12 protein-coding genes are annotated in these 18,716 nt (G+C 34.5%); 11 read left to right on the top strand and 1 reads right to left on the bottom strand.

The window, feature by feature from the left end; all coding sequences use genetic code 11:
• The first annotated feature begins 56 nt into the window (after window positions 1–56).
• On the top strand, window positions 57–1,247 hold the full coding sequence (locus QO263_RS16335; RefSeq protein ID WP_285623691.1) for an RtcB family protein: 1,191 nt from the start codon (window positions 57–59) through the stop codon (window positions 1,245–1,247).
• A 208-nt stretch (window positions 1,248–1,455) separates the two neighbouring features.
• Here the strand turns inward: QO263_RS16335 and QO263_RS16330 are convergent, their stop codons facing one another.
• Window positions 1,456–3,168: a sigma-54 interaction domain-containing protein gene (locus QO263_RS16330; RefSeq protein ID WP_285623689.1), complete on the bottom strand. Its 1,713-nt coding sequence runs from the start codon at window positions 3,166–3,168 to the stop codon at window positions 1,456–1,458.
• A 317-nt stretch (window positions 3,169–3,485) separates the two neighbouring features.
• On the opposite strand from QO263_RS16330, the gene QO263_RS16325 reads away from it, so the two are divergent.
• The 10 genes from QO263_RS16325 (at window position 3,486) to QO263_RS16280 (ending at window position 18,624) form a co-directional block, all read left to right on the top strand.
• Complete coding sequence (locus tag QO263_RS16325; RefSeq protein WP_285623687.1) at window positions 3,486–4,259, top strand: SDR family NAD(P)-dependent oxidoreductase; 774 nt, start codon at window positions 3,486–3,488, stop codon at window positions 4,257–4,259.
• Between the two features lie 18 nt (window positions 4,260–4,277).
• Window positions 4,278–5,675: an aminomethyl-transferring glycine dehydrogenase subunit GcvPA gene (gene gcvPA / locus QO263_RS16320; RefSeq protein ID WP_285623684.1), complete on the top strand. Its 1,398-nt coding sequence runs from the start codon at window positions 4,278–4,280 to the stop codon at window positions 5,673–5,675.
• Window positions 5,675–7,267: an aminomethyl-transferring glycine dehydrogenase subunit GcvPB gene (gene gcvPB / locus QO263_RS16315; RefSeq protein ID WP_285623681.1), complete on the top strand. Its 1,593-nt coding sequence runs from the start codon at window positions 5,675–5,677 to the stop codon at window positions 7,265–7,267. Before gcvPA ends, gcvPB begins: the two co-directional genes overlap by 1 nt.
• Window positions 7,203–8,399 (top strand): ATP-NAD kinase family protein, encoded by a 1,197-nt coding sequence (locus QO263_RS16310; RefSeq protein WP_285623679.1) that lies wholly within the window; start codon window positions 7,203–7,205, stop codon window positions 8,397–8,399. The genes gcvPB and QO263_RS16310 overlap by 65 nt, the downstream gene beginning before the upstream one ends.
• A gap of 246 nt (window positions 8,400–8,645) precedes the next feature.
• Window positions 8,646–11,702 carry a beta-galactosidase subunit alpha gene (ebgA, locus tag QO263_RS16305; RefSeq protein ID WP_285623676.1) on the top strand — a complete coding sequence of 1,019 codons (3,057 nt, stop codon included), beginning with the start codon at window positions 8,646–8,648 and terminating at the stop codon, window positions 11,700–11,702.
• Between the two features lie 64 nt (window positions 11,703–11,766).
• Window positions 11,767–13,314 carry an extracellular solute-binding protein gene (locus tag QO263_RS16300; RefSeq protein ID WP_285623673.1) on the top strand — a complete coding sequence of 516 codons (1,548 nt, stop codon included), beginning with the start codon at window positions 11,767–11,769 and terminating at the stop codon, window positions 13,312–13,314.
• 83 nt (window positions 13,315–13,397) lie between these two features.
• On the top strand, window positions 13,398–14,354 hold the full coding sequence (locus tag QO263_RS16295; RefSeq protein ID WP_285623670.1) for an ABC transporter permease: 957 nt from the start codon (window positions 13,398–13,400) through the stop codon (window positions 14,352–14,354).
• A gap of 10 nt (window positions 14,355–14,364) precedes the next feature.
• On the top strand, window positions 14,365–15,288 hold the full coding sequence (locus QO263_RS16290) for a carbohydrate ABC transporter permease (RefSeq protein WP_285623668.1): 924 nt from the start codon (window positions 14,365–14,367) through the stop codon (window positions 15,286–15,288).
• 26 nt (window positions 15,289–15,314) lie between these two features.
• Window positions 15,315–17,486, top strand: coding sequence for an MGH1-like glycoside hydrolase domain-containing protein (locus QO263_RS16285; RefSeq protein WP_285623665.1), 2,172 nt, complete (start codon window positions 15,315–15,317; stop codon window positions 17,484–17,486).
• Between the two features lie 31 nt (window positions 17,487–17,517).
• Entirely contained in the window at window positions 17,518–18,624 is a 1,107-nt protein-coding gene (locus tag QO263_RS16280; RefSeq protein ID WP_285623663.1) for an ABC transporter ATP-binding protein, read from the top strand.
• Window positions 18,625–18,716 lie beyond the last annotated feature (92 nt).

The raw sequence follows: 18,716 nt of genomic DNA, 5'->3' as shown, positions 1-18,716 counted from the left end.
CGTTTGATAATATTAATGACAGGTAATACTGGTGCATAGAAGGGTTGGGAGAAAATATGATTGAAATTAATGGAAAACATAATACTGCTAAAGTCTTTACAGATAATATAGATGAAGGAGCAATGGCTCAGATTATAGAATTATGCAATCAGGAATTTGCAAGGGATAGTGTTATCAGAATCATGCCAGATGCTCATGCTGGTGCAGGCTGTACTATAGGTACAACCATGACAATATCTGATAAAATTGTGCCTAATTTAGTTGGTGTGGATATAGGCTGCGGAATGGAAACCATAAAGTTAAAGCAAAGAATGATTGATTTAGATAAATTAGATAAGATTATTTATGAATATATTCCATCAGGTTTTTGCATTAGAAAAGAACAGCATAAATATGCTGAAAATATTGATTTTGACGATTTAGCCTGTAAAAATCATGTCAATCTTAATAGAGCAAAGCTTAGCATTGGAACCTTAGGAGGGGGCAATCACTTCATAGAAGTCAACAAAGACAAATACGGAGAGCTATACTTGGTTGTTCACTCTGGAAGTAGGCATTTAGGAAAACAGGCTGCCGAGTACTATCAGGAATTAGGATACAAAGAGCTTGTAAGAGAAAATAAGCTTAAGGTAGAAATTGTTAATAGATTAAAGAAAGAAGGACGAGAAAAGGAAATCTACGATGAAATTCAGAAAGTAAGTACTGATAAGATTAATAAACAATTGGCCTATGTAAAAGGAGATAATTATAATAACTACCTATATGACATGAAAATAATTCAACAGTTTGCTGTATACAATCGCAAAGCCATTGTCCATGAGATTATGAGCAGAATGAATCTTGAAGCAAAGGAACAGTTTACTACTATACACAACTACATTGATTTAAACAGCATGATTTTAAGAAAGGGTGCTATTTCTGCGAGGAAGGGAGAAAAAGTGTTGATTCCAATAAATATGCGAGATGGAAGTCTAATTTGCATTGGAAAAGGAAATAAGGACTGGAATTTCTCAGCTCCTCATGGAGCAGGAAGGCTTATGAGTAGAAGACAAGCTAAAGAAGCTATTAGTCTTGAAGAATTTGAAAAATCAATGGATGGTATATATAGCACTACTGTAAACAAGTCAACTTTAGATGAATGTGCACTAGCATACAAGCCTATGGATGAGATCATCAACAATATTCAGGATACAGCCCAAGTACTTGATGTTATAAAACCGATATACAATTTTAAAGCCAGTGAATAAAATAAAGTCCTTTGTTTGAAAGGCCACTGAAAAAGTCTGTTTTGTTTGTCATTCTGAGATGCAGTTGAAGATGTATGTTTTCAATACAAGAGAGATCTTTCGCTTACGCTCAAGATGACATAAATAGACTTTTTCGGTAGCCCTTTGCTTACTCAACCTTACCATATCAGAGCTTATTGAGCCTTCATATAATCGCAGTTGGGGACACTTAACAATGTTTAAGCTTCCTATATAATGTTCTAACGCTAATGCCTAATTCCTTGGCGGCCTTTTCCTTTCCCTTAGTATCCCATCCGTTTTTATTTAATGCATTAATAATAACATCAATTTCTTTTTCCAAAACCATGTCTTTAATATCTATTATTTTATCTGCGAAGCTATTGATTCTATCAGGGAGATTATATTTCTGAATTATATTTGTATCTTCCATATTGATTGCATATTCAATAGTATTTTCTAATTCTCTAATATTTCCTAGCCATGAATGGGACTTCAATACATCCATAGCTTCATTGGATACTGAGAAAATTTCTTTATTAAGCTTATTGGAGTATTTCTTTACAAAATGCTTTGTAAGTATTTCTATATCTTCAGATCTTTTATTTAAGGGAGGTATATAAATATGTATTACATTCAATCTATAGAATAAATCATCTCTGAACTTTTTTTCATTCATCATTATTTCTAAATCTTTATTTGTAGCGGTAATTATCCTTATATCAACTGGGACGGATGTTATACTTCCAAGTCTTTGAATAGTGTTTTCCTGTAAAACCCTTAATAGTTTGGCTTGCAGGTGTAAAGGTAGCTCTCCTATTTCATCAAGAAATATCGTTCCTCCATTTGCCATTTCAAATAGCCCTAGCTTTCCACCTTTTTTAGCCCCTGTAAAAGCACCTTCTTCATAGCCAAATAATTCCGATTCAAAAATAGTTTCAGGAATATTAGCACAATTTATAGGTACAAAAGGGTGTGATTTTCTGTTACTGGTATAGTGAATTGCTTTAGCAACCATTTCTTTTCCTGTACCAGTTTCGCCAGTGATTAAAACTGAGGAAGAGGAATTACCTATTTTTCTTATTTTTTCTTTAACAATTTCCATTTCGCTACTCTTCGATATTATTGACTCTAAATAATTTCCATAATTTTCCCTCGGATGATCTAAGCTTTTTTTATTTTCTTCTTCAAGCCTTAGAATATAGCCCAAAATTGCATTATCTATTATCAATGGAGTTAGGTATAGATTGCCACTATAATCTTTCGTGGAAAAATATTTTTTGCTATGTCTTTTAGTAGAAAACAACCAGTTTGTTATCTCGTCGGGAAACATTTGATATATTGTTTGGGGATATAAATTGCAATACGAGAAAAACTTTTCTATGCTTTTATCCCAATGGATTAATAAACCATCCTTATTGATTATGATAAGGTTTTTCCCCATCTCTTTTATAATTTCGTCTATAGCACTATGTAATATCTGAGTATTTTGCTTTATAGCTTCATTAGCAGCAAACATAGTTATTAGATTAGAGATATATTCAAGTAATTCCATATAGCTTCTAATGTTGCTTTCAATCATATTATGGCCTTCCTGAGAGAAGGAAGTAAGGCTAAGTACTCCTATAGGAACATTATTTAATTTAATGCAAGACAATAGCTCTATAGTTGAGGGGCAATTATTGACAAACCTACATCCAATACAGGATAGCATATGACCAGGCTTATTTACTATTACATTACCTTGATTTAAAACCTCTTCTATAGAGGCAGAGTGAACGTTAGGCCCTTTCTTTTCCAAATAGACCTTGGTGCTAGATACTAGTTGGGAATTTGTATCAAACACTGCATATTCCATATTAGTAAGATTTGAAATTGTAGAAATAATATTTACTAAGTTTTGTCTTATACTTTTTATATCCATAATTACCTCCGTTGTAATTATTGACAATTAAATTGTCATTACTGGCAATAATTTTATACTTATTATATCACATCTGAAATACAAAAAAATAATTTTAGTAGAGAAAGTTGTAAAGATGCAGACTTTTAAGATTTAGAGTAAAAAAGCTAGAAGCCTATGGCATTGGCATAATTCATGCAATGTATATAATATAACAAGGCTAAGATGTCGCCATCTCTAGAGAAAGTGGCAAATAGCAATTATAGTCAAGCAGGTGATGCGATGCAATTGCTTCCATTGCCTAAACATGATACTCAAAACTTGTAAGGAGGATAATTATGAATAATGTATTATCATTAGAAGGGAAAGTAGCAGTAATCTCTGGTGGAGCGTCAGGAATTGGACTCGGAACAGCTAAATTACTGGCTGAGTATGGTGCAAAGATTGTACTGCTAGATGTTAATCAGGAAAAGGGAGATATTGCAGCAAAGGAAATTGTAGACAAAGGAAATTTTGCAGTATTTAAAAAATGTGATGTTACTAATAATGAAGATTGTAAAAATATTATTGCATTTATAGAAAAAGAATTTGGCAGAATTGATATCCTGTTTAATAATGCTGGAGTTACAGTGAGAAAAACTGTTGTAGATTTAACAGAGGAAGAGTGGGATTTTGTTCTGGATGTAGGACTTAAAGGAACATTTTTGCTTTCAAAATATGCAATACCCGTTATGGCAAAAGGCGGCGGAGGAAGTATAGTCAATACTAGTTCTGGCTGGGGGCTAAAAGGTGGAGACAAAGCAGCAGCTTATTGTGCTGTAAAGGGTGGTATCGTTAACTTAACTCGTGCAATGGCAATTGATCATGGACCACAAAATATAAGGGTTAATTCTGTTTGCCCTGGAGATACAGACACAGATATGCTAAGAGATGAAGGAAGACAATTGGGTGAACAAGTAGATAGCTTCTTAGTGGATTCAGCTAAAGGCAGACCACTTGAAAGACTTGGAACACCGAATGATATTGCTCATGCAGTATTATTCTTATGTAGCGATTTAGCTTCATGGGTTACAGGTATAGCTTTGGTTGTAGACGGTGGAGGAATAGCATAAAAAAGAGGAGGTAATTAAATGACATTACGCGGATTTAAAAATCATCCCTATATTCCTAATTCAGATGAACAAGTTCAAAAACAAATGCTTAAGGAAATAGGGTTAGAAATTCTGGAAGATCTGCATTGTGAAATACCAGAAGAATTAAAATTTAAGGGTAAAATGAATTTGCCTGAACCTTTTACTTCTGAATATGAATTAAAAAGAGAAGTTAACAGGATATTAAACAAAAATATATCCTCTAGTGAATATATAAGCTTTCTAGGAGCAGGCTGCTGGCAGCATTATGTTCCAGCTGTATGTGATGAAATTAGTAGCAGATCAGAGTTTTTAACTGCTTATGCGGGAGAGCCTTATAACGATCACGGCAGATTTCAAACTCTCTTTGAATACGAATCCTTAGTGGCAGAATTATTAGATATGGATGTTGTGAATGTGCCAACCTTTGACTGGCCGCAAGCTGCTGCAACCTCTTTAAGAATGGCATCAAGGATTACAGATAGATCCGAAGCATTAGTAGTTGGAACCATAAGTAGTGAAAGGCTTACGATAATTAAAAACTACTGTGACCCAGGAGTTAATATTATTCTAGTTGATTATGACAAAGAAACTGGAAAGATGGATTTGGAGGATTTAAAGAGAAAAATAAACAACAATACTGCAGCAGTATATTTTGAAAACCCATCATATTTAGGTTTTATTGAAGATAAAGGCGATGAAATTTCTAAAATAGCTCATGAGGCCGGTGCAATTTCTGTTGTTGGCGTAGACCCAAGCAGCCTTGGAATAATGACACCTCCATCATCCTATGGAGCAGATATTATATGTGGAGACCTACAGCCCCTTGGCATGCACATGAACTATGGCGGAGGGTTGTCTGGATTTATTTCTACAAGGGATGAAGAAAGATTTGTACTAGAGTTTCCATCAAGATTATTTGGAGTAGCTCCTACAATTAAAGAAGGAGAATATGGATTTGGAGATATAGCCTATGAAAGAACATCCTTTGGAAATTTGAGGGAAAGGGCAAAGGAATATGTAGGTACTCAAACAGCTCTATGCGGAATTACAGCGGGAGTATATCTTTCCTTAATGGGACCAAAGGGAATGTTTGAATTAGGTCAGAATATTATGCAAAAATCTCTTTATGCTACTGAAGAATTGTCAAAAATTAAGGGCGTTAAAGGCTCCAGATTCAATAGTATAGGATTTAAGGAATTTGTAGTAGATTTTAATGATACAAATAAAACTGTTAAAGAGATAAATGAAAGATTACTGGATAAAGGAATCTTTGGTGGTAAAGACCTTTCTGAGGAATTTCCTGAGTTAGGACAGGTAGCTTTATATTGTGTAACGGAAGTCCATTTAAAGGAAGATATAGATGCTTTGATTAATGCACTAACGGAAATTCTTTAGTGATAGATTGTATAGAAAGGAATGATTGGATGAATCGAATTAATAGAAACTCTAAAGTCAGAGATTTTCATCAGGCAAGATGGAATGAACCTATTATATTTGAATTAAGTCAAAAAGGTGAAAGAGGAGTATTGGTTCCTAAAGCTGAGGAGGCAATTGTTAACCAGGTGGGAGATGGAATATCTAAGCTTCCTCAGTCCATGAGAAGAAAAGGATTACCAAACTTACCTGAGATAAATCAAAAAAGAGTTCTTATGCACTACTTAAGACTCTCCCAGGAAACTTTAGGTGGAGATATAAATGTGGAAATTGGTCAGGGTACATGTACTGTAAAATACAACCCTAAAATAAACGATAAAATTGCAAATGCAGAAAAAATGACAGCTCTTCATCCTTTGCAAGATGAAAGCACAGTACAGGGAATATTAGAAATAATGTATAAAACAGATTTGATGATGAGAGAGATCTCCGGCATGAACTATTTCAGCTTCCAACCAGGAGGTGGGTCTCAAGCAACTATGACTATGGCGTCAATAGTAAGAATGTATCATAGGCTAAGAGGAGAAGAGGATCAAAGAGATGAAATAATAACAACTGTTTACTCCCATCCTTCAGATGCTGCGGCTCCAGCTTTAAAAGGATATAAGATAATTACTATTATGGCAGATGAAAACGGACATCCTGATTATGAGGCCTTTAAAGCTGCAGTTAGTGAAAGAACAGCAGCATTTGTAGTTGCAAATCCTGAGGATACTGGAATATTTAATCCAAGGGTTAAAGAATTTACTGATTTGGTAACAAAGGCTGGAGGACTTAATTGCTATGATCAGGCTAATGCCAATGGATTATTCGGAATTGCAAGGGCAAAAGAAGCAGGCTTTCATATGTGCTATTTCAACCTTCATAAATCCTTCGGAACACCTCACGGATGCGGTGGACCAGGTTCAGGTGCCATTGGGGTTATTAAAGAATTAAAGGACCTACTTCCAAAACCATTGGTTGATTTTAATGGAGAAAAATATTTTTTAAACTATGATGTTAAAAACAGCATAGGCAAGGTTAAATCCTTTTTAGGAACACCTCAGGTCGTATTAAAGGCTTATGCCTGGATTATGAGCCTAGGTGCAGAAGGCCTTTATGAAGTAGCCAAGGTTTCTGCATTAAACAATAATTACTTGATTAAAAAGCTGTTAAAGCATAAAGGCGTAACGCTGCCATATAAGCTAGATACTCAAAGAATTGAACAAGCTAGATACACCGTAGAAAAAATAACCGAAGATACTGGAATATCTTCAGGAGATATAGCTCGCAGAGTAATGGATTTTGGAATGCATATTTGGTCAAGTCATCATCCATATTATATTCCTGAACCAATTACACTTGAGCCAACAGAATCTCCTTCTAAGGAAGATCTAGATGAGTACATAGAAACACTTCATCAAATTTTTAATGAGGCCTATGAAAATCCCGAAATAATCAATAGTGCACCTAATAATAGTACAATTCATCAAGTGGATGAATCAAGTCTTGACGATCCTGAAAAATGGTGTCCAACTTGGAGAGTATACCTTAGGAAGAGTAAAGAGAATTGATGGATGTGATAATTTGAAAACCATTGGATTAATTATCAATCCTATCTCTGGTATGGGCGGAAAAGTTGGACTTAAGGGCACGGATGGAAAGGGTATTTTAAATAAGTCAATAATGCTGGGGGCAACTAAAGAAGCCCCTGACAAAGCAATAAAGGCCCTGGAAAAGCTGCTCCCTATTAAAGAAGGGTTATATATTTTAACAGCCTCTTCTGATATGGGAGAAAATCAATGTAAAGCACTAGGCTTTGGTCACGGGGTAGTATATGAATCTGACAGACTAACTGACTGCTTTGATACATTAAAAACTGCCAAAATAATGGAGGAAAGGAAAGTTGATTTAATTCTGTTTGCGGGAGGCGATGGAACAGCAAGGGATATCTATAGAGCTGTGGAAGATAGAGTAATTACTTTAGGTATTCCAGCTGGAGTAAAAATCCATTCGCCTGTTTATGCAAATACGCCAGAAAAAGCAGGAGAATTAGCATTATTATATTTAAAGGACAAAGATATCATAGTTAAAGAAGAGGAAGTAATCGATTTAGATGAGGATTCATTTAGAAACGATATAGTTAGAACCCAATTATATGGATATTTAAAAATTCCCTATAAGAAGGAATATATTCAAAATAAAAAAGCCCCAACACCTTTATCTGAAGAAGCTGCCCAAAAAGCTATTGCACTAGATATTATTGATAATATGATAGATGATGTATATTACGTAATTGGACCCGGGACTACAACAAGAACAATTATGGAAAGTATAAACTTATCTAATACACTACTTGGAGTAGATATAGTTAAGAATAAAAGATTGATAAAATTAGATTGCAATGAAAAAGAGATCCTAGAGGTTTTAGGTAATCATTCAGGAAAACTCATTATAACTCCTACAGGAGGGCAAGGGTATCTATTAGGGAGAGGAAATCAACAGATAAGCGCAGAGATAGTCAGGAAAATAGGTAAAGAGAATATTATAATTATCTCCTCTAATAGTAAGATAATTAATCTAAGGGGAAAGCCCCTTTTAGTCTATACAGGAGACAGAGAAACTGACAATGCCTTAGAGGGGTACTATAGGATAAAAGTTGGATATGGTATGGATATTATATATAAGGTTTCTTGTGAATGCTAATGAATATAATTTTGTGGCTTAGAATTTTATAATATTTATTGAATTCATATCATATAGGTATAGCAGATATTTTAGCTTTTATTACTGTAAAAATATTGATACTGAAAAAAATAAGGATAAGGCAAACAGGTCTGAAATTTAAAAATGTAATATTGAATTATACTTGATATGTGATATGATAAAATAAAATATACTCATAGAAAACGTTTTCTATAGATAAAGATCATTATTCAAGGGGGTCAAACAATGGTAAATTCGAGAGATTTGGACAATTTGGAGATTTTACATCGTAATAGATTAAATAGCAGAGCCTATTTTATATCTTATACCGATGTAGATTCGGCTCTGTCTTTTGAGCGAAGAAGAGCAAAGGGCTTTAAGATTCTCAATGGAATGTGGAAGTTTCAATATTTTGATTCTCCTGAAGAATCCCCAGAAGGTTTTTATGAGAAAAATTTTGATGTGAGCAGTTGGGCAGATATCAGGGTACCTGCAAATTGGCAGCTGCAAGGATATGGTTATCCTCATTATACAGACTTAATATATCCATTTCCAGTAGATCCTCCTAGAGTTCCATCAGAAAACCCAACGGGTTGTTATAGAAGAACCTTCTTTATACCTGATAGTTGGAAAGGTCTGCAAATACTCATTAGATTTGAAGGAGTAGATAGTGGATTTCACCTTTGGGTTAATGGAAAGGAAGTAGGATATAGTCAAGGAAGTAGAATGCCTTCAGAATTTGATATTACTCCATATATAAATGCTGGTGAAAATACTTTAGCTGTGAGAGTTTATCAATGGACAGATGGCAGTTATTTAGAAGACCAAGATATGTGGTGGTTAAGTGGTATATTTAGAGATGTGGCACTAATTGCTAGGAACAATATACATATTAGGGACTTTTTTATTAAGACTGATTTGGACGAGAATTATGAAAATGGAGTACTCAATATAGAAACTGTAATAGAAAATGTTAATTCTAGAGATGAAGAAGGATATAAAATAGAATATATTTTGCAAGATGAAAACGCATTAGTAATAAATGAAACAGTCGCAGATATAGATTTAGCTGCAAATTCTACAAATACAATTCAGGCAAAACTACCAGTAAATCAACCTAATAAATGGTCTGCAGAGACTCCGTATCTATATGATTTTCTCATAATTCTTAAAGACTATGAGGATAAGGTCTTAGAAGTTGCACCTGTTAAAGTAGGGTTTAGAAACATAAAGGTAAAGGATGGGAACTTCCTTGTAAATGGCGTACCTATAATGTTAAAGGGTGTTAATCGTCATGAAGTACATCCTGATTTAGGAAGAGCTGTACCTTTTTACGCAATGGAAGAAGATGTAGTACTAATGAAGAAGCACAATATAAATGCCGTTCGTACTGCTCATTATCCAAATCATCCAAGGTTTTATGATCTTTGCGATGAGTATGGGTTATATGTTATAGATGAGGCAGATTTAGAATGTCATGGATTTGAGTTAATGGGCGATATTAGTGAAATAAGCGTGGATCCAAAATGGGAGAAGGCTTATGTGGACAGAATCGAGAGAATGGTAGAAAGAGATAAAAACCATCCATCCATTATAATGTGGTCTTTGGGCAACGAGTCAGGATTTGGACCTAATTTCAAGGCTATGGCGGATTGGTGTCACAATAGAGATTCTTCTCGATTAGTTCACTATGAGGGAGATAGTGATGCAGAGGTAGCGGATGTGGTAAGCACTATGTATTCTAATCATGGAAGAATGGAGGAGCATGGGAGAAAAGAAAATATGGATAAGCCACATATTCTATGTGAATATGCCCATGCTATGGGAAATGGTCCTGGTGGACTTAAAGAGTATTGGGATATCTTCTATAAATATAAAAGACTTCAAGGCGGCTTTGTATGGGAATGGGTTGATCATGGCCTCAGAAGATACACGGAAGATGGCAGAGAATACTTTGCTTATGGTGGAGATTTTGGAGATGAGCCAAATAATTCAAACTTCTGCTGCGATGGATTGTTGATGCCAGATAGAACTCCTACCCCAGGCTTACTTGAATATAAAAAGATAATAGAGCCTATTAAGGTAGAAGAAATTGATTTAGATAAAGGTAAAATAAATGTTAAAAATATATATGATTTTTTATCCTTAGATCATGTAAATTTACATTGGGATATTTTTGGTGATGGCAGAAAGCTTCAAAGTGGGATATTAAATATGCGTGATGTTAAACCAGGTGATAGTAAAGATATAACAATACCTATTGATCTTAATAAAAAATATAAATTGAAAACAGATTTATGGTTAAATATTCAGTTTGTATTAGCTGTTGATACTATCTGGGCAGATAAAGGCCATGTCATTGCCTGGGAGCAGTTTAAATTGCCAAATAATTATTCAAAAAAGGCAGTTATTGTAGAGAAAAATATATCCAGTCTAACTGTTAAAGAAGATAATAAGTTTGTGGATATTAAAGGATATAATTTTAACTTTATATTCAATAAGCTTAAAGGACAACTTTTATCCTGGAACTATGAAGGAGTAAATATTTTGAAGGAAGGCCCTAGATTAAATCTTTGGAGGGCGCCTATAGACAATGATATGTATGTTGTAAAAAGGTGGAATGAAAAAGGAATCCATATGATACAGCATAGAATTGATAATGTAGAGACAGAGATAGAGAATAAAGAGGTAACTATAAATGTGGATACTCTTGTATCACCACCAAATGGTGACTGGGCCATAGGATGTAAGTATTCCTATAAGATATGTGGTAGCGGTGAAGTATCCATAACTGTAAAGGGAAATCCAAGAGGAAATCTTCCAGAGTCATTCCCTAAGATTGGGCTACAGATGAAATTACCAGATGAAATGGAAAGGGTTAAATGGTATGGAAGAGGACCGGGGGAATCCTATGTTGACAGCAAGGAAGCTAATACTTTCGGGATATATAGTAGCACCGTAGATGGTTTATATACTCCCTATGTATATCCTCAGGACAATGGAAATAGAACTGATGTAAAATGGGTAGCTTTAACTGATGAAAGGGGAATGGGCTTTGTGACTACAGGTAAAGAATATCTTAACTTTAGTGCCCATTACTATACTACAGAAGATATAGAAAAAGCTAAGCATTTAACAGATCTTAGAAAAAGAGACTTTATTACATTAAATATCGACTATAAGCATCATGGACTTGGAAGCAATAGCTGTGGGCCAGTTCCACAACCGCAGTACAGTCTTAAACCGTGTGATTTCGAGTTTGCCATGGTATTAAGGCCATTTTGTGAGGGAGAGGATCTTTAGAACGACCTTAATTGCATTATAAAAGTTATGGTGCAATTGATAATAAAATAAGGAGGGTTATATTATGAAAGGGAAAAAAGTGTTGATATTAATTTTTATTACCATGCTTATATTATCAAGTATGGTTGGGTGTAAGAAAGAAGATAAGCAAATATCAGCAGAAAACGACCCAAATGAAAAAATTACAATTAAATACTGGGTACCTTTTTCTCCAAACCAATATATTCAAAGTCTAAATGAAAGCGAAATGTACAAGGAACTGGAAAAAAGGACTGGAGTTCATGTGGATTTCATTCATCCTACAGAGGGAGAAGAATCAGAGAAATTTAATCTTCTATTAAATTCAAAGGAATTGCCTGATGTTATCCAGACATATGCTGGAGATTACAAAGGTGGTATGGATAAAGCCATAGAAGATGGAGTTTACCTAAGGCTTAATGAGTTGATTGACAAATATGCGCCTAATTTCAAAAAGCTAAGAGAAGAAGATCCTGAATTAGCAAGGCAGACGATGACAGATGGGGGAAATATCTATGCTTTTCCTGTAATTGGTATAGATCCAAATGAGCCTGCATGGTGGGGACCAGTTTTCCGTGGCGACTGGCTTGAGGACCTTGGATTAGAAATTCCAACTACCATAGACGAGTGGCATAATGTACTAACCCAGTTTAAGCTAAAGAAAAATGCTAAGGCACCATTAGTGATAAGTACTAGAGGTATAGATCCATATGGAACTATTATAAGTGCTTGGGACATTGGACCTGGTTTTTATAAAAAGGATAATGTAATTAAGTACGCTCCTATGCAGCCAGAATTTAAAGAATATCTCACTACTATGAACAAATGGTATAATGAGGGTCTTTTGGATAAGGACTTCACTACAAGAGATAGTAAAGCTAGAGCCAATTTAATTACTTCAGGAGAAACTGGAATATATATTACTGAATATGCACTGGTAGACCAATATCAGGCAGCAATTAAGTCAACTGACCCTAAGGCAAAATTTGTAGCTGGGGTACAGCCATCACTAAAACCTGGTCAGAAAGTAAATTACAGGGTAGTCAATAATAGAAACGGAGGCTATGAGGCTGTTATTACAACTTCAGCTAAAAATCCAGCGGCTATAGTTAAGTGGTTTGACTATGCATATAGCCAAGACGGTTTTATGCTGTTTAATTACGGTATAGAAGGTGTAAGCTACAATATGGTAGATGGTAAACCACAATTTACTGAGCTTTTAACAAATAACCCAGATGGGCTTGATTTCTGGTCAGTATCTAATAAGTATAAATTAGAGGTAGGTCCATATTTAAGAGATTATACTGCAACACCAGGGTTTACAGACATCGATTACGATTGTATGGAGCAATGGACAAAAGCAGGAACAGATCTTGTAATACCTCCAGTAAACTTTACTCCAGAAGATGATGAAATGTATTCAAATGTCATGACAGATATAGCTACTTATAAAGATGAAATGGTATTAAAGTTTATAGTAGGAGAAGAACCATTAAGCGAATTTGATAACTTTGTAGCACAGCTCAAAAAAATGGATATAGATAAAGCAATAAAGATTTATCAAGATGCACTTGATAGATACAATAGCAGATAAGCTAATCAATTATTCTGAAATTCTGAGGAGGCTTTTGCCTCTTCAGAATTTATTGAAGGTTTCAGTAGAAAGGAGATGTGCTTGTGGATACGACAAAACAAATAGATAATAAACCTGTTGAAAAGAAGAAAACAAAATGGGAAAAAGTCAAAAAAGACTTTAAAAAGCATAAATATGTTTACATGATGGCTATACCAATGATAATATTTTTTATCCTGTTTAGCTATATGCCTATGTATGGGGTACTTATAGGTTTTAAGGATTTCAACCCAAGGCTAGGCGTATGGGGAAGTCCATGGGTGGGGCTTAAGCATTTCAGAAATTTTTTCGGCAGCATATATTTTATGAGAACACTAAAAAATACAGCACTGTTGAGTCTTTACTCCTTAGCATGGGGATTCCCAGCAGCTATTATTTTATCATTGTTGCTAAATGAAATAAAAAATGAAAAATTTAAGAGAAGTGTGCAGACAATCACTTATTTACCTCATTTTATATCGCTGGTAGTAATATGTGGCTTGATCGTGGATTTTACATCAACTGATGGCTTGATAAACTCAATACTTGTAAACTTTGGGGTAGAGCCTGTAAATTGGCTTACAAAGCCTGAGTGGTTTAGAACCATTTACATAGGCTCTGGGTTATGGCAGAGTATTGGCTGGGACAGTATAATATTTCTTGCCGCTCTTTCGGGAATAGATCCTTCCCTATATGAGGCAGCTAAAATTGATGGGGCAGGAAGATGGAAGCAAATGCTCCATGTTACTCTACCAGGCTTAGCTCCAACTATTATTGTAATGTTTATACTTAATATCGGTGGGCTTATGAGTGTAGGCTCCCAAAAGATTATTAATTTGTACAATCCACTGACATATGAAACTTCTGACGTTATATCTAGTTATGTATATAGAAAAGGCGTTAGAGGTGGCGAATATAGTTTCAGTACAGCAGTAGGTCTTTTTGAATCAGCAATTGGATTTGCTTTACTCATAATAGCAAATAAGATCAGTAAGAAAGTAACCGAAGAAAGTTTATGGTAGGAGGGATAGAATGTTAGCAAAACAAGGCTCAAAAAAAATAAAGCCTGCAAAGAAAATTACAGGCGGAAAGATTTTTGATGTATTTAATGTAATACTGTTGATAGCTCTTATGGTTGTATGCGTATACCCTCTTTTGTATGTATTATTTGCATCCTTAAGTGATCCATATCTCCTTATGCAGCATAAAGGACTTTTATATAAACCTTTAGGATTTACTCTCCAAGGTTATTCTTTAGTTTTTAAGAATCCAAGTATTATGAAAGGCTTTTTAAATACGGTTTTTTATGTTGTTGCAGGAACAGGCATAAGTATATTTTTTACCGCAATTTCTGCTTATGTGCTTGCTCAGGACGAATTATTATTTAAGAAACCTCTGATGCTAATGGTTACTGTAACCATGTTTTTTAGCGGAGGTTTGATTCCATTCTTTTTACAGGTGGAAAGACTTGGTTTAAGAGATACTAGATGGGCAATTATTTTACCATCAGCCATATCTGCATGGAGCCTTATTGTACTTAGAACAGCATTTAAAAAAGTACCTAAAAGCCTTATAGAATCTGCAAAAATGGATGGTGCTAATGATTTTACTATTTTATTTAAGATTGTCATACCTAGTTGCAAGGCAACTATGGCAGTTATGGTATTAATGTATGCGGTAGGTCAATGGAATTCATGGTTTAATGCAATGATTTTCCTAGATGATAGAGGAAAATATCCATTGCAGCTTATTCTGCGTGAAATACTTATATCCGGTGATATGAGGGAAATGATGAATCTTCCTCGAGGCTCTGCACAATTTATTCAGGCTGAAGCATATAAGGGGTTAATTAAATACAGTACCATAGTTATTTCAACTCTGCCAATTCTGTGTATTTACCCCTTTGTACAAAAGCATTTTGTTAAGGGTAGCATGCTGGGGTCATTAAAAGAATAAATATAAGTATTTATGGGAGTGTTTATATGAGGTTAGCTATTGAAATAATTGTAAAGCTGTTTGCGTGTCTGTTTATAGTATCTACTATGGTGGGCTGCAGTAAAAAACCCTCCTTAGAAACTAAAAATATCAGATATCAATTTAGAGATATAGTAGATGTAAAAGGAGTTCCAAATAAAGCAGTACCTGATACAAATCTCGAAATAAATCCATTTTCCGATATGGGCGCGTGGCATGCATACCATCTTCCAGGGATAGGTGACAAAGAATATTATGGAGGTTTTATAGGCCCATTATATATTGCTCAGGAGTATGGACGCTGGTTAAGTAAATCTTTTAATCGTATAAAAATATATAATAGTAAAAATGTAGAAGAGATTAGATTGGCAGATTGTGAAGATATAGATTTATCATATTACCCAGGATTATTAGTACAAAGATATAATATGAAAGATCTGACTCTAAATATAGAGCTTAGATTTGTTACAAACAGGACGGCTCTTGTTACGACAAGAATTCAAAATAAAACCAACAAAGATCTAAATTTAAAACTAAGTTGGGATGGTGAACTACTAGAACACTCTAGTCTCAACGACAGTAAAGCATTGGATATTAAATTAGAAGCTTGCAAAAATGGAGTAAAGGCTAAATTCCCGAATGTAAATTGGACATGGGATGCTTTTACTTCGAATGAAATGGAATATGAAGTTATATATCCCTTTGAAGTGGATGTTGAAACCGATGGGAGAAAATACATAATTGAAATAGACGAAATATCTATAAAACCAGAAAAGGAATATACCATAAATACTGCAAACACCTATACCTTTACTGTGAATGAAAAAGATAGGGAAAGTGAAAAAATAGCAAATATACTTAAAAACCCATTAGAATATATTAAAGATAACGAATTAAGATGGGAAAAATATCTTAAGAATACTTTAAAGGGTGAAAATCGTGATTATGATAAACTGATTGTAAAAACAATGGAAACCTTAATAACCAATTGGAGAAGTCCTGCTGGGGCAATAAAAAGAGATGGAATTACTCCATCCATATCTTATAAATGGTTTAGCGGGATGTGGGCCTGGGATTCATGGAAACAGGCAGTAGCGGTTACAAGCTTTGCACCAGAGCTTGCCAAGGATAATATAAGAGCAATTTTTGATTATCAAAGAGATGATGGGATGGTTATAGATGCCATATTTTATAATAAAAATGAATACAATTATCCTGGGGAAAAAGGTAGAAACTGGAATGAACGAAATTCAAAGCCACCCCTTGCAGCATGGGCAGTATGGGAGGTTTATGAATCTAGTGGAGATAAGTCATTCCTTGAGGAAATGTATCCTAAACTGGTTAATTATCACAATTGGTGGTATATTGCCAGGGACAATGACAAAAATGGCATTGCTGAGTATGGCGGTTCTGTAGATGCTTTAAACAACACAGAAGAGGAAATAATAAGAGCGGCTGCCTGGGAAAGTGGAATGGATAATGCTGTTAGATTTGATATGGACTATGGGGTTAGGGTTCTTGAAAATATAAATGAAGATGGAGAGCTTATTGGTTATTCTATTAATCAGGAATCTGTGGATTTAAACTCTTATCTTTATGCAGAAAAAAGGTATCTGGAAAGAATTGCAGAAGTATTAAACAAAGCTTCTGATGCAAATAAATATAAAAAAGAAGCAGAATATGTAAAGAATTTTATACAAAGAAATATGTTTGATGAGGAAACAGGATTTTTCTATGATGTAGATATTGACACTAAGAAACCCCTTGTAAACAGAGGCAAGGGAATAGAAGGAGCTATTCCTCTTTGGGCAGAAGCGGCCTCAAAAAAACAAGCAGAAATGGTGAAGAATATTTTAGTTGATGAGACTAAATTTAATACCAAAGTTCCTTTTCCTACAGCTTCAAAGGATAATGAAAGATATGAGCCGGAAAGATACTGGAGAGGACCAGTTTGGCTTGATCAGGCATATTTTGCAGTAAAGGGTTTAAAGAACAATGGTTATGAAGATGAAGCTAAAGAATTAGCAAAGAAAATAGTTGAGAATATCCAAGGTGGTATGGTTGATGGTGAAGTCATAAGGGAAAATTATAATCCTGAAAATGGAGAAGGACTTCATTGTACAAACTTTAGCTGGTCCGCAGGAATGTTGCTTTTATTATGCATGGAATATTTAATATAATGTTGTGAATAAAGGTTTAGGAGGCGATAAAATGGCAGATGTAGTTTTAAACAATATTTGCAAGGTTTATCCAGGAGATGTTTTAGCTGTTAATAATGTTGATCTTCATATTAGGGATAAAGAATTTTTAGTTTTGGTGGGACCTTCAGGGTGTGGTAAATCAACTACCCTAAGAATGATTGCAGGCCTTGAGGAAATAAGTTCAGGAGAGCTTTATATAGGTGACAGACTTTGTAATGATGTGGAGCCGAAGGATAGAGACATAGCTATGGTTTTTCAAAACTATGCATTATATCCTCATATGACGGTATTTGATAATATGGCATTTAGTTTGAAGATGAGAAAGACACCAAAGAAGGAAATCAAAGAAAAAGTTGAGAATGCAGCAAAAATACTGGATATAGAAGAGTATCTTCATAGAAAGCCCAAGGCATTATCTGGTGGGCAAAGGCAAAGGGTTGCGCTTGGAAGAGCGATTGTCAGAGAGCCAGAGGTTTTTTTAATGGACGAGCCTTTGTCAAACTTGGATGCTAAGCTTAGGGTTCAAATGAGAACTGAAATTTTAAAGCTGCATAAAAGATTAAATACAACTTTTATTTATGTTACCCATGATCAGGTAGAGGCTATGACAATGGGGGATAGAATTGTAGTTATGAAAGATGGAATCATTCAACAGGTAGACACACCTAATAATATATATAAAAAACCTATAAATTTATTTGTTGCAGGATTTATAGGGAACCCTCCAATGAATTTTATAGAAAGTAAGATAACTAAAGAAAATAATAAGCTCTACATTAGATTTAATGATGTAAAGCTTGAAGTTCCCGAGAATAGAGCTAAGGTTATTGAGAACAAGGGCTATATTGATAAAGAGATAATATTTGGGATAAGACCAGAACATATTAGTGATGATCCAGAGTTCATTAAATTAAATCAGAATGCTCAAATAACTGCTAAAGTTGATGTTATTGAGAACATGGGCTCTATGGTAAATTTATATCTTATAAGTAAAGATATAAATTTTGTTGCAAATGTAGAATCCTCAACTAAAGCAGAAAGAATGAAAGATATTAACTTAAGCTTTAATATGGATGAAATGTATATTTTCGATAAAGAAACTGAAATTACGATATAAATTTGTAGTGCTAGGCATTTAAGCTTAGCTAGACCCGAAATTGGAGCTTCTTATATTACTAACATTTATAAACTATATTTTAATTCTATTTG

Source organism: Proteiniborus sp. MB09-C3, assembly GCF_030263895.1.
Lineage (GTDB): Bacteria > Bacillota > Clostridia > Tissierellales > Proteiniboraceae > Proteiniborus.
This window is presented reverse-complemented; position numbering and strand designations above follow the sequence as displayed.

Excerpts from the sequence above, each read along its gene's own strand:
- QO263_RS16325 (WP_285623687.1), top strand. The coding sequence starts at position 3,486 with ATGAATAATGTATTATCATTAGAAGGGAAAGTAGCAGTAATCTCTGGT.
- QO263_RS16330 (WP_285623689.1), bottom strand. The coding sequence starts at position 3,168 with ATGGATATAAAAAGTATAAGACAAAACTTAGTAAATATTATTTCTACA.
- QO263_RS16290 (WP_285623668.1), top strand. The coding sequence starts at position 14,365 with ATGTTAGCAAAACAAGGCTCAAAAAAAATAAAGCCTGCAAAGAAAATT.
- QO263_RS16285 (WP_285623665.1), top strand. The coding sequence starts at position 15,315 with ATGAGGTTAGCTATTGAAATAATTGTAAAGCTGTTTGCGTGTCTGTTT.
- QO263_RS16335 (WP_285623691.1), top strand. The coding sequence starts at position 57 with ATGATTGAAATTAATGGAAAACATAATACTGCTAAAGTCTTTACAGAT.
- ebgA (WP_285623676.1), top strand. The coding sequence starts at position 8,646 with ATGGTAAATTCGAGAGATTTGGACAATTTGGAGATTTTACATCGTAAT.
- QO263_RS16300 (WP_285623673.1), top strand. The coding sequence starts at position 11,767 with ATGAAAGGGAAAAAAGTGTTGATATTAATTTTTATTACCATGCTTATA.
- gcvPA (WP_285623684.1), top strand. The coding sequence starts at position 4,278 with ATGACATTACGCGGATTTAAAAATCATCCCTATATTCCTAATTCAGAT.
- QO263_RS16280 (WP_285623663.1), top strand. The coding sequence starts at position 17,518 with ATGGCAGATGTAGTTTTAAACAATATTTGCAAGGTTTATCCAGGAGAT.